Annotated in this window: 10 protein-coding genes, 1 other RNA gene and 1 pseudogene; 5 read left to right on the top strand and 7 right to left on the bottom strand. The window is 39.3% G+C overall.

Annotated features, from left to right (window positions below; translation table 11 throughout):
- Positions 1–5: 5 nt before the first annotated feature.
- Complete coding sequence (locus ACFI34_RS03760; RefSeq protein WP_462672452.1) at positions 6–884, bottom strand: flagellar protein MotY; 879 nt, start codon at positions 882–884, stop codon at positions 6–8.
- 205 nt (positions 885–1,089) lie between these two features.
- Between ACFI34_RS03760 and rnt the strand changes: the two genes are divergently transcribed.
- Positions 1,090–1,773, top strand: coding sequence for a ribonuclease T (rnt, locus tag ACFI34_RS03765; RefSeq protein WP_008132506.1), 684 nt, complete (start codon positions 1,090–1,092; stop codon positions 1,771–1,773).
- Here rnt and ACFI34_RS03770 read toward each other — a convergent pair.
- Entirely contained in the window at positions 1,757–3,382 is a 1,626-nt protein-coding gene (locus tag ACFI34_RS03770) for a DUF342 domain-containing protein (RefSeq protein WP_462672453.1), read from the bottom strand. The genes rnt and ACFI34_RS03770 overlap by 17 nt on opposite strands.
- A 267-nt stretch (positions 3,383–3,649) precedes the next feature.
- On the opposite strand from ACFI34_RS03770, the gene ssrA reads away from it, so the two are divergent.
- Positions 3,650–4,006, top strand: a transfer-messenger RNA (tmRNA) gene (ssrA, locus tag ACFI34_RS03775).
- A gap of 96 nt (positions 4,007–4,102) precedes the next feature.
- Here the strand turns inward: ssrA and ACFI34_RS03780 are convergent.
- The 4 genes from ACFI34_RS03780 to mnmC all read right to left on the bottom strand — a co-directional run bounded on the left by ACFI34_RS03780 (position 4,103) and on the right by mnmC (position 8,837).
- A complete protein-coding gene (locus ACFI34_RS03780) occupies positions 4,103–5,161 on the bottom strand; it encodes a hypothetical protein (RefSeq protein ID WP_462672454.1) in 1,059 nt (352 codons plus the stop codon).
- A gap of 469 nt (positions 5,162–5,630) precedes the next feature.
- Positions 5,631–6,266 carry an NAD(P)-binding oxidoreductase gene (locus ACFI34_RS03785; protein WP_462672455.1) on the bottom strand — a complete coding sequence of 212 codons (636 nt, stop codon included), beginning with the start codon at positions 6,264–6,266 and terminating at the stop codon, positions 5,631–5,633.
- Positions 6,267–6,438: 172 nt separating this feature from the next.
- Entirely contained in the window at positions 6,439–6,768 is a 330-nt protein-coding gene (locus tag ACFI34_RS03790) for a hypothetical protein (RefSeq protein ID WP_462672456.1), read from the bottom strand.
- Positions 6,769–6,827: 59 nt separating this feature from the next.
- On the bottom strand, positions 6,828–8,837 hold the full coding sequence (mnmC, locus tag ACFI34_RS03795) for a bifunctional tRNA (5-methylaminomethyl-2-thiouridine)(34)-methyltransferase MnmC2/FAD-dependent 5-carboxymethylaminomethyl-2-thiouridine(34) oxidoreductase MnmC1 (protein ID WP_462672457.1): 2,010 nt from the start codon (positions 8,835–8,837) through the stop codon (positions 6,828–6,830).
- A 179-nt stretch (positions 8,838–9,016) separates the two neighbouring features.
- Between mnmC and fabB the strand changes: the two genes are divergently transcribed.
- Positions 9,017–10,228, top strand: coding sequence for a beta-ketoacyl-ACP synthase I (fabB, locus tag ACFI34_RS03800; RefSeq protein ID WP_462672458.1), 1,212 nt, complete (start codon positions 9,017–9,019; stop codon positions 10,226–10,228).
- A 70-nt stretch (positions 10,229–10,298) separates the two neighbouring features.
- Here fabB and ACFI34_RS03805 read toward each other — a convergent pair whose 3' ends face one another.
- Entirely contained in the window at positions 10,299–10,667 is a 369-nt protein-coding gene (locus tag ACFI34_RS03805; protein ID WP_462672459.1) for a hypothetical protein, read from the bottom strand.
- A 50-nt stretch (positions 10,668–10,717) separates the two neighbouring features.
- Here ACFI34_RS03805 and ACFI34_RS03810 point away from each other — a divergent pair.
- Positions 10,718–11,259 (top strand): annotated as a pseudogene (locus ACFI34_RS03810) (GNAT family N-acetyltransferase).
- A gap of 139 nt (positions 11,260–11,398) precedes the next feature.
- Positions 11,399–13,072, top strand: coding sequence for a gamma-glutamyltransferase (gene ggt / locus ACFI34_RS03815; RefSeq protein ID WP_462672460.1), 1,674 nt, complete (start codon positions 11,399–11,401; stop codon positions 13,070–13,072).
- Positions 13,073–13,112: the final 40 nt, after the last annotated feature.

The following is a 13,112-nucleotide window of genomic DNA, read 5'->3' on the forward strand; positions in this document are numbered from 1 at the left end:
ACCCCCTACATTTTCGCTATTTGAATGACCAAACGGCGGTTTTTATCGCGGCCTAAAATATTATCGTTGGTGTCTACAAAACGTTTTTCACCAAACCCCGTTGTTTTTACTTTATTTTCATCCACACCTAAGCTCACCATATAATCTTTTATCGCTTTTGCGCGCTTACGAGATAGGTCTAAGTTGTTCCAACGACCGCCATAACTGTCGGTATAAGAATCAATACTAATGGATTCAATGGTTGAATCGTTTTTTAGATACTCTGCAATTTTATCAAGGCGTTGCTGGGATGACTTAGTTAACTTACTGCTATTAGATTGATAGTTCATCACTGTAAACGAAATATCCTCAAAGCTATAAGGTAATAGTTCGTCACGGCATTGCAAAAAGGCCCAATAGGCTTGCTTAAAGTTTACACTTGAAATACCCACGGCAATTTTATCGGCACTATTTTGCCAGTCTTGGTAATAAAAAGTAGGGTAAAACCCTTTTTCAAGTTCTGTAAGCATTTCCCAAGCAGTTTCATTACCGAGTTCACCATCAAACTTTTTAAGTAGCTTCATATTTGCTATGTCGCGTGCTGGCAGCCCAGAGCGCCAAGAAGGAGGAACTGCTTTAAGCCCTGCAATGGCGTAATTTTCAGGGCGAACAACCATATCTAAATTGAAAGTTAAGTTTTTATTTTTACTCGCCGATGCTTTAAAAATAGCCTCGCCATAGTAAGGTACCTCATGGTTCAACTGACATTGCAAACGTGTTGTTTTTACCACTTCCCAATTTGAACTGTCTTGATTTGCAGAGTAATTACGCATGGCAGCATGTGCACTGACGCTCAATAGCGCAGAGCTAATACTAACGCTCATTAATAATAACTTTAATTTCATCAAAGACTCCCCGTAAACCCGACACGCCAAAAATTTGGCTTTGTTCAGTACTACCATATTATATAGCAGTTAACACTTAGCTAGTATTACTTAAAGCAAGTTGTATGCCTAAAATTATAGGCATAAATAATAGGAAAAAGTCCCTAGCCGAACGGCACCTACTTTTGACATAATAGAAGGCTTATACCTACAAACCAAGAATACTATGGCAAATACTGAGCAAACCCTTTTCGCAAAACGCTTTCGTGGCTTTTTTCCTGTTGTTATTGATGTTGAAACTGCTGGTTTTAACAAAGAGACAGATGCATTACTTGAAATTGCAGTCTCTGTTTTAAAAATGGATGATGACGGGTTGCTTAGCATAGATCAAACAGTGCATTTTCACGTTGAGCCGTTTGAAGGCGCAAATATTGAGCAAGCAGCAATTGAATTTAACGGAATTGACCCATTTTCTCCATTACGAGGCGCAGTCGCAGAAGAAGACGCCATTAAAGAGATTTGTAAGGTCGTGCGTAAAGCGCAAAAAGCAGCAGGGTGCCAGCGTTCTGTTATTGTGGCGCATAACGCCGCGTTTGATCATGGCTTTTTAAATGCGGCTATTGAGCGCAATAATATAAAGCGCACACCGTTTCATCCATTTGTCAGCTTTGATACAACAACGCTAGCAGGGCTTGCTTTAGGTCAAACAGTATTAGCTAAGGCTTGTCGTGCGGCTGGAATTGAATTTGATAACAGTCAAGCACACTCGGCACTTTACGACACAGAACGCACCGCTGAATTATATTGTTTAATTGTAAACCGTTGGCAAGAATTAGGCGGTTGGCCGCTTGCGCCACTCGATGAGAGTGACGATGATGAAGCCGCCAAGGAACCTAAAACGACTGAGTAATTTTACCCTCAGATAATTTTACGAAGTGGGGGGGATAAATACGCGAAAACTGTTTTGTTTCTTTTGCTATTTTAAGCTCCACACCAGGGTGCATTAATTCGTTCACTTTTAAGCGGCTAGAAGCTAATAGCTGGGCTATTTTTCTTTTTACGAGTGCTTTTTGTTGCTTAACATGACGAGAGCGGGCATTTACTTGCTTTTCGTTAGCCGTAATTTTATCAGTAAATTGCTTGCGCTGAGCAGGGTCAGTTATTTTCTCTGCTTTAGTTCGCGCATTTTTTAATTCCAGTAATTTAGTACTTAATACCTTTTCAAAGTCGTTAATTTGGCTTTGCTTATCACGCAGTTCAAACCAATTTTGTGCTAAAAATACACGCGTTTTAGTACCAGCAGGCGCACCTAATTCACCTGTTTCAATACGCATTGCATCAAATATATTACCACCTATAATTTTGCCACGAGGGTTATCGGCTTTGCCAACACGTATTAAACGTTTAGCTGTTAGATCACAATGTAATACTTGGCGCTCTATGAATAAGCTTTGTTCAGTTTTAATATCACAATATTGAGCATAGCCTATAGAAATTGTACGCTTGGCTGAAATACGGCAAGTAAATGCTTCTTCGTTTTCACGGTTTCGGCCTATGGCACCTAATACAATAGTTACAGCACTTTCGCTCTGCACAATCCCTGATTCAACAAAGCCTAAAACAGTAATGTCACCTTTCGCTTTTACTCGCATTCCGTCTTTTATATCGCCACTAATAATTACACTGCCGTCAAAATCAATGTGGCCTGTACTTACATCTACATTATCGAAACATAAAACGTCGTCAACGCGCATTCCACGTGGCAACGCAACAGGAACGCCTTTGCAATCTGCAATCAGTAAATTAGGGTTTGTTGGGTCTATTTTTGTCCCTTCAAAGGGTTGTAGTTCAAGTTCTTTTCCTGGCGAAGCAGGGATAATATCGCCAAACACCGTGTATCCGTCTTCACCCTGGGTGGCGGCTATACGTTGCATAAGAGGAGTGCCCGGTTTAACAGTAATGATAGCCCCAAGATCTTTCATATCAACTTTACCGCCAGCGGTTGCTTGCGGGCTTAAAACGCGATCTTGTGCTGTTGAACAAAGGCGAACAAATTTAGCATCGCTACCTTCTTTTGGATTGCGGCCATGGGCTACAATAGCGCTGTATGCTACACCTGAAGCTTTTTCAAACTGTTGACCTAAAAAACTATCAAGCGCACGCGGACTAATCCCTTTTTTTACACCTGCTTGGCTAAGCGCCTTTTGCGCATCTTCCATTGTTAGCAGTGCTCCGCCTTTAGCTGTAGTAATTGTGGCCTCTGCAACCATATTCTTTTCATCTATATTAATAGCGATAGTGGCATCCACTGCTTTAGCAATCACCAAAGATACTTCTTTGTGGTTTTTAGAAGGCGCAAAAAGTTTCCCGATATTAGCCGTAATAGTTTCATACTCGCCAAATTCAGATTGCTCAAACATTTCAATTAATTGAGTGCTTGTGACCGGAAAACCGCTATCAATAGGATGTTTAATTAAAGAAACACACCCTGTTTTTTTATCTAATGAAAAAACCGACATTTTAAATCCCTACTTCTTATGCCTGTTATTATTCTTAACCTTTACAGTTACAACTAAACCTTTAGCACTAGCTGGCTAATTCCTTATTTGAACACAGGTTTACTATATTGTTAAGTAAATGTTTACTGTGGCTAATACATTATTGCTAATTTGGTTGCTAAATATGCAGTTAGACTGTGTAAATCAAATAAAGCGTTATTAAGCCTTGAGTATCATCACTTTACTCAGTTATACTGCTTGCACGCTCTGAATGAGTTTACTAATTCAGGGGCTGATTAGGATTCGACGGAATTCAAGAAGCCCAAGGTGCATGTCGAGGTGCGGTTTGCCTCGTAAAAAAGCCGCAATCTAAAGTAATCGCAAACGACGATAACTACTCTCTAGCAGCTTAGGCTGGCTAGCGCTCCTTCCATGTATTCTTGTGGACTGGATTCTGGAGTGTCACCCTAACACCTGATCGCGATGGAAACCCTGGCCGGGGTTGAAGCGTTAAAACTAAGCGGCCTCGCCTTTACTTACCGTGTTTGTCCGGGATTTAAAGGTTAATTAAATGACAATACTAAACATGTAGTACCGACGGTCGAGGCTTTTCGGACGGGGGTTCAAATCCCCCCAGCTCCACCAATAACGGTTTTTAAATTCGTTTGTTTAAAAACCCTAAAAAAACCCGCAATTTGAGCAATCAAGTTGCGGGTTTTTTTATGTGGTTAATAAAAGCTATTATGTTTCTCTTATTGTGCGTAGCTTCATTTTTATCACAATGCTCATTAGTATAAGTAGTGATAAAACACTAATTGATAGCGTTAAGTTAATTACGGCGTTGTTAGGCTGATTAACTTTAGGGTGTGCGTTGCCATTTTGCTGCTGCCTAATATAACGCTGGCTTATCCAGTCTACAGCGTTGATCCATTGTACTTTATTTGGATCTGTATTATTGAGTGTACTCATTCTATGTGCGCCATTATTTAAACTTTTTGCTAAATTAATGAGTTGCAACCAAAACGCATTTTTCTCACCCAAGTCGTCTATTTCTTGCAGGCGAAGGTTTAATTTTTCGCCTCCCATTTTTTCAATATTAGGCTGCTTTACACTGTGGGCATAGCTGTTAATTAATAGGGAAAAACGATTGAATTGCTCACTACCTTGGCTTTGCTGTGCATTATGATCGGCACTTATAATCGTTTTTTGTTGATGACTAACTGCCTTTTGGTCAGTTATGTACTGTTTGTAATCTTGGTAGGTTAAGCCTGTTAACGTGTTACTTTGCGATTCACTCATTGTATTTGAAAGCAAATTATAGCTAATAGTAAGGCCCGTAATTGTCATAACTAACAAGGCTATATAGCAAAAATAGAGTAGACTTTTTAGTGAAGAGCGTTGCAGCTTTACTTTGTCGTTTTTGTATCGCGTAATTATAGTCTGTATAGAATTAGTTTTTTTCTGCAGTAGTGTACGTTTTGAATCAGACACTTTATGTTCTTCTGCATCATCATGTTTTGTTAATTTTTTTAACGCTAAAGGATACTGCTTTGCTGTTAGAGCGGTAGATTGATGCAGTTCAACTCGTGTTATTAAACCCATTTTTTTTAGTGACGATTCTGTTTTAACGGCTTCAATACTCGTTAGATCTTTTTTTAACGCGTAAGATTTACCATCAAACAACTTTATAGCAATAGTATGGGGAATATTTAAAAATTGACTAAGTTGTTTTTGTACCAATGAAATATCGGCATGTTGGTGTAATTGGCCATTAAATATAATTTTAAATGTAGCGCTCACTTTAATTCCTTTGTTTTCATTTCCCTTTAGGAGCTTTTTTATCATATATATAACATAAATATAACAGATTCAGGCCCTGTTTTCTATATTCCTCACTAATGATTTTTTATTAATAATTTAATGTGCTTAAACTTAATACAGTAAAGTGACTTTAGGAGAAGAAAATTTGAAAGAAAGAGGGATAATAGGTTACGTTTAGGTCAAAGAGCGCTACTCAATAGAGGCTTATCGTCAAGGGATTCTATTGCTAATTTATTAAATCTCAATGGCACTGCTTTGGTTTGCAGTTGTTGACGTAGCTAGTGGGTAAATTATTTGAGGTAGCCTTATTGCTGTTGCGGCGCATCTAAAAGATTTGTTCTTTTTGTATTAAATATTAGCAGCCTGTTTTGAGTGTCAGCTGTTTAGTTGACTTGCTAATAGGTGAAATTGTTGCCCCATTAACCCTTTGGTTAATGGAGCACTTTGGCTATTTAACCGCAGATTTAATGGCAGTATCACCGTCAAAAAGTTCAAAAACACGGTTCTTTTCAAACGAATTGGTTGCAATATGCAGCAGTGCATTGGCTACATTTTCACGACTAATTTTAGCCTTATCTTGGTCATCAGGGCGCTGTGTTGTCACTTTCATTGATGCGCTTTCATCGGTGAGTGTACCCGGACGAACAATGGTGTAATTTAAGCCACTAGTGGCAAGGTGTTCATCGGCCATGTGCTTAGCAACTAAGTATGGTTTTAAATCACTTTCTATTGCGTCAGGATTATCTGCACCTATTGAGCTGACCATAATAAAGTGCTTAACGTTATTGTTTTTTGCGTAATTAGCCGCTTTTGCTGCAGCCCATAGATCAATTAATAGTGTTTTGTCGTCGCCGGTGCTTCCACCGGAACCAGCCGCAAAAATTACTTGATCACAACCTTTAACAGCCTCACTAAAATCACCTTCTAAATCTTGCTCTACAATATTTAAAAACGGGCTGTCTAAATCACTTAACTTAGTTTTATCACGAACAAGGGCGGTAACATTTTGTTCGTTCTTAAGTAATAACTCCGTTGTCATTTTTCCAATTTGACCACTAGCGCCAATAATTAAGGTCTTACTCATAATTAACTCCTTTCATTTGTTAGTAAATGTGTTTGCTTACAAATAGACCTTGGGCTTAAAAATTGTTTTTAAAGGGCAAAAAGAGACATTAACGTATTAATTATAAAAAACATTTAATATAAAAAGAGTACCTTAACTGAGTATGAAAATGAGTGGTTATATTTGTGGTTTTTTATAACATTTTTTCAATCATTATACTCACTTCGGTCACATAGTTACGGTGGTATAAGCTAATACGTACTTTACGATTTTGGTAATTGTAATAAAGGGTGCGGTAGTTTTCACTGCCGGTTATCTTCAATGGGTCACCCAATTGTTGCTGATAAAAGTCTGTTATGGAGGAAATAGATTGCGTTAAATACCCAGTTTTAACAAGTGGGTATTCATCTGTTACTTCCATAGTTGTTACAAACTCATCTGGCACTGCAATATCAATAACATTTATGGCAAGTGTTTTAAACGAGGTAAACAATAACAGCGATAGTATAATTAATTTTTTCATTGTGACTCTTCAAGTTCCTTTTCTTGAGAACAGTTTACCCAAATAGTGGGCTTTGTCATTTATATTTTATTACGAATTAGATCTCTTACAATAAAGCGAGCGGGGTGAATAGCTTGGCTTACTCGCTCGCTGAGTGGGCGCGGCTCGTTTGCTAAGCAGCTAATAAAATGTTCAGCACACAGTGGTGCGCTGCACAAGGCACGAGCTCCAAAGCCCGTAAAAATATGTAGCCCTTGTTGAGGGTGATTGAGAGGCAAGTATTGATAACGCTTACCCAACCTCAGGTTTGCAAATGCATTTGTATAATCGCTTTGTTCACACCATTGCCCAGCCATTGGCAAGTGGTCGATGAATGTGCATCTTACTGCTGCTTTGGCAGAGCTTACTTTTCCTAATGTTGTTGCAAAGTCGCTATGGTTGTAAAAGTTTATGAGTTGAGCACGGTTAGTGTGGTTATCCTCATCTGAAACATGGCGGCTTTTACTGTTTTTATCAAATGTAGCCCCCATGCAATGATGGTCTAAATAAGCTGGTGTAAAGTAGCCTTTATGGCAAAGTACCGTTTTAAGCTTTCGAGATTCAGGGCTTGCTTGAACATGCGATACTTGCCCGCGCACGCCTACAATAGGAAGTGATTTTGTTTGCTCAAATGTGTCGCTGTGCTCACCTGTGCAAATAATAACATCGCTAAATGGGCCAAACTGTTGATTATTGGTTGTTAAAACCCAGCCGTTTACTGTTTTTTCTATGTTTAATATATTGCAATTAAAGTGGCTGTTGTGGGGCATTAGCTTATTGGCCGCGCCTAGCATTGCATTAACGAGTTGTGGTGGATTAACCCAACCACCTTGTTCAAAAAACACACCGGGGTACCCAGTTTGAACGCCGGCTATTTCATCGCCTTGCTCTGCGGTTACGTTTTGCAAAAGTTGCTTTGGCCAAAGTTGCTTTTGAGCAAGGTTTTTGTGTTTATCAGCAAGGGGCTTTTTTACTGCATGTTGCAAAACACCACACCATTGATGATCAAAGCTAAATCCATCATTTAACAATTGCTGGTAAACGCGCTTTGCGTATAAAAAACTATGCGCAAAAAGTTCACTATGCGGTGAATCATTAGCTTGTAAATGAGGGTACACCGCGCCTTGCACATTATGTGACGCGCCCATGGCAGGCTGCGGGTCTTTGCAGAATAATTCAGCGTTTATACCGCGTTTAGCAAGGCTGTATAAAATACAACTACTCGCTATACCGCCGCCAATAATAGCGACATTATTAAGTTTACTATCGTCTTGATTAAAGTAAGGGGGGGCTGATTGAGCCGTGTTTGCATGTGGTATTTGGCCTATTAGCATGTCTCTTTTTTTGCCAAAGCCTTTGGTTTTAATTGTATCAAACCCGGCTTCTATTAAACCACGTCGAACAAAACCTGCTGCTGTAAACGTAGCTAGAGTTGCCTTTGCTTTTGAAATGTCAGCCATACTATTAAATAAGCTTTGCTGCCACATTTCAGGGTTTTTGCTTGGGGCAAACCCATCTAAATACCAGGCATCTACAATCCCTGTTTGTGGGTAGCTCATTGTATTAATAGACGCGAGTGCATCGCCAAAATGTAAGTCGAGGACAACACGTCCGTTGTCAAACTCAAGCCGGTGACACCCTTGTAAATTAATAGGGTAATTGTTGACGAGTTTTTCACTTAATTTTTGTAATGTAGGCCAAGCTTGAAGCGCTTTGCTTAAATCGTTAACTTTTAGTGGGTATTTTTCAAACGAAATAAAGTGAAGGCGCTTTACACCTTTATCTGATTGATTTTGTAATTGTTGACATGCAATATGATCGTTAAAGTGTTGCCATGTATTCAAAAAATTTAACCCAGTACCAAATCCTGTCTCCGCTATTACAAAATGGGGTTGGTCATGAGTTTGTAATCGAGTTTCTATATTATTTTGCTCATAAAACACATAATGCGATTCGGCAAGGCCGTCGTCATTCGAAAAATAAATATCACCAAAGTCATCAGCAAACGGTGTACCTAAATCGTTAAAGTGTATATGTGCGTTTTTAATCATAATTTTTTAAATTTACAAAATATATTTTTCATTATTTTACGGGTTTTCTTTGTAATAGTCTGGCGTTATTTATAAGCTAGTAGTTCAGAGTACAAGTGTACGCTAGAAAGCTGACCACTTAAGTGATTAAATTCGCGTAAAATAAAACGCAATTAAGTATTAAGCTAAGGGAATCACCCATGAGAAGAGCCGTAATTACCGGTATCGGTGTTGTATCAAGCATTGGTAACAACAAAGAAGAAGTTTTAGAGTCATTAAAAACAGGTAAAAGTGGTATCGCTTTCAACCAAGAGTTTGCTGACTTCAACTTGCGTAGCAACGTATCAGGTAAAATTGATATAAACGTTAAAGACCATGTTGACCGCAAAGCAATGCGCTTTATGGGTGATGCTGCTGCGTACTCTTACATTTCGATGACTCAAGCAATTGAAGACTCAGGGTTATCAGAAGAGCAAGTGTCAAACGAGCGCACGGGTATTATAGTTGGTTCTGGTGGTGGTTCATCTAAATGGCAAGTCGAAGCCGCCGATATTTTGCGTGAAAAAGGCGTAAAGCGTGTAGGCCCTTACATGGTGCCTCGCACTATGGCTAGTACAACTTCAGCATGTTTAGCGACTCCTTTTAAAATAAAAGGGGTTAATTATTCAATTAGTTCTGCATGTGCTACGTCGGCGCATTGTATTGGTAATGCGGTTGAACAAATTCAACTTGGCAAGCAAGACGTTGTGTTTGCTGGTGGCGGTGAAGAACTTCACTGGACGCTTGCTATGGAATTTGACGCAATGGGTGCACTCTCTACTAAATACAACGAAACACCAGAAAAAGCATCGCGCACTTATGATGCTAACCGTGATGGTTTTGTTATTTCTGGCGGTGGTGGCATTGTAGTAGTAGAAGAGCTAGAGCATGCACTAGCACGCGGCGCACATATTTACGCTGAAATAGTAGGGTATGGTGCTACATCTGATGGGTACGATATGGTTGCTCCATCGGGCGAGGGTGCTGCACGTTGTATGCGTCAAGCAATGCAAAATGTAGACAGCATTGATTATCTTAACACGCATGGCACATCAACACCTGTGGGTGATGTTAAAGAGCTTGGTGCAATTCAACACGTATTTGGTGGTAACTCGCCCATGATCAGTGCGACTAAGGCAATGACGGGTCATGCTTTAGGGGCTGCCGGTGTGCATGAAGCCATTTTCTCTTTGTTAATGCTTGAGCATGGTTTTGTAGCACCGTCTATTAATGTTGATGAATTAGACGAGCAAGCTGAAGGTTTAGATATTGTTACTGAACGCAAAGATGTAGAGCTAAATACAGTGATGTCTAACAGCTTTGGCTTTGGTGGTACAAACGCCACTTTGGTAATGAGCAAATACAAAGCTTAATTACCTACATTTGTTTTTAACGGTTAATAAAAGGTAAGCCACAATGGCTTACCTTTTATTATAAAGGGAGTTATTCCCCTTTACTGTGTTCTTCGCGGGCTTGCTCAATTTCGTCAGCAATTTCTTGCGCTTTTTGCTTGGTTTTTTCTGTTAATTCACCTGCGGCTTCTTTACTTTTTATCCATGCGTCGATAGCAATTTCTTTACCATCGTCGTACATGTCTAAGCCCATGGCTTTGCTTTGTTGCAACAGTTCGTTTAGTGACTCATCATTTTTAAGATCGTGTGTTGTTTCTTTTACTTCATTCCAGGCATCACCTAGTTTTTCTTGTATTTGAGCGCTTTTTTCTTTTGTTTCTTCTTTTACTTCTTTGGCGTCTTCACAACCGGTTAAAGTAATTAAAGTGCCTAATAATGCTAAACCTGCTAATTTGTTCATATGCTATCTCCTCAAGAGATTAATAGTTAATTCCAGATAATTATAGAGTAATGAAAATGAACGCCCCCGTAACAGAGCGGTTAAAGTTTAAATTAATGAACGAGCATGATTGGCAACAACTATATGAGCTTGATCAAGACCCTGCAGTAATGCAATTTTTAACGCGTGGTGTACCTTCTACTAAAAAACAAATTAGAGATGAGGGGATACCGCGTATGCTTGCATATCGCAATGCTAAAAAGGGTTGGGGGCTTTGGTCTGTGACAGCTAAAGACACGAATATGTTTATTGGATGGATTCTACTGAGGCCTATGGATTTTTTTAGTGAACAACCAAATTTTAGTGATATTGAAATTGGTTGGCGCTTTAAAAAAATAAGCTGGGGACTGGGGTATGCAACTGAAGCCGCGAGAGCATTATGTGCAGAGCTCACCAGTCAGATGTTAATTATATTAGTGCCAGTGCTTTAGCAGATAATATAAGCTCTATAAAAGTAATGAAAAAGCTTGGACTAACGTTTGTCAAATCTTACACGCATACTGATGAGCAGGGTGACTTACCTGCTGTTTTATATTCTAAGCGCCTAAAGTAAGACTAAAATCTGCACCCACAAGGATTGACCTAGCCATAAATGCTATGCATAAATATGGGAAGGTTATACTGCTTATTATTTTTAACTTAGCTTTTAAGTGAAACTTCCAACAACTAAAACAATAATTTAAGGACGTTATATGGGCTTATTTTTTTCGCCAACCAAGCTAGTGATAACGAGTGTGCTTGTGTTTCAATTCAGTGCATTTAATGTAGCAGCCAAGCAAGTTGCGCAAGGTGCTGTTGCTATGCCTGACTCGTACAGTGCTGATACGGCTAAAAATATATTAGAGCTGGGCGGGAATGCCGTAGACGCAGCTATCGCAGCACAGTTTGTATTGGCTGTAACCCTGCCTGAAGCGGGTAACATTGGTGGCGGCGGATTTATGCTGATCCAAAAAGATGGCAAAAGTGATTTTATAGATTACCGAGAAACGGCTCCAAGCGATGCACACCGAGACATGTACTTAGACGAACAAGGCAATGTAATACCTAATAGATCTATTTATGGCATACACGCAAGTGGTGTACCTGGCAGTGTTGCGGGTATGTGGTTAGCTCATAAAAAACACGGTACGGTAGAATGGAAAAAACTAGTACAACCTGCCGTTACTTTAGCTGAGCAAGGTTTTATTGTGCCACCAAAATTGGCGCAAGGGGTTAGTAATTACATAAGCTATTTAAACGAGCAAAAAATAGATGTTAACTTCGAAAAATATTTTGCTGGTTTAAAAGCCAATGAAATATTTACACAACCTGAGTTGGCAAAAACATTAAAGCGAATTCGCGATGATGGGCAAGCAGGGTTTTATGAAGGTGAAACAGCCAATATTATTGAAACGTTTATGCGTAAGCATAGCGGTATTATTACCAAAGCTGATTTAAAAAATTATACGGCTAAGTCGCGCACACCATTAAAAGCAAGTTGGAACGGGTATGAAGTGCTTACTTCGCCGCCACCCAGTTCAGGCGGTATTGCAATTTTACAATGGCTAAAAATGTATGAACTGCAAAAACTAAATAATGAAGTGGCTCATAATTCGTCGTCTTACGTGCATTTGCTTTCTGAAATAGGTAAACGCGTGTTTGCAGACCGAGCAGAGTACTTAGGTGATCCTGACTTTTTTGATGTACCAGTAAACGCACTAATCAATGAATTATATTTAAAAAAGCGTATCGCTGATATCTCATTAACCGCTATTTCAACAACCGAAAAAATAAAGCCCGGTCTGAAAGAAAGTGAACAAACCACACATTTTTCTATTGTTGATAAAATGGGGAATGCCGTAGCAAATACCACAACTATAAACTTAGGGTTTGGTAGTGGGGTTGTAGTTGAAGGCGCCGGGTTTATTTTAAATGATGAAATGGACGACTTTAGCGCAAAACCGGGTGTTATGAATGCGTTTGGTGCGTTAGGTGGTAAAGCTAATGAAATACAGCCACATAAACGTATGCTTAGCTCTATGACACCGACCATTTTATTAAAGGATAACACGGTAAAAATGGTAACAGGCTCACCGGGTGGTACAACGATTATTAGCTCGGTTTACCAGTCAATTTTAAATGCAATAGAGTTTAATATGAGTGCAGAGCAGGTGGTTAACGTGCCCCGTTTTCATCATCAGCTGTGGCCTAAAAACGTTGTACGTGTTCACGAAGGGTTAAATGATGCGGTAAAAATTGAGCTTCAAAAAATGGGTTACACAATTGACGAGCGCCACTTTGGTGACATGCATGTGATTATTAATAAAGATGGGGAATTAGATGCTGCGTCTGAAAATTCAGGAAGAGGTAAATCAATCGTTTTTTAACTAATTAAAATTAGATTTAAAAAAACCGCTTAGTATGTAC

It is taken from the genome of Pseudoalteromonas sp. PSi26, from assembly GCF_054960575.1.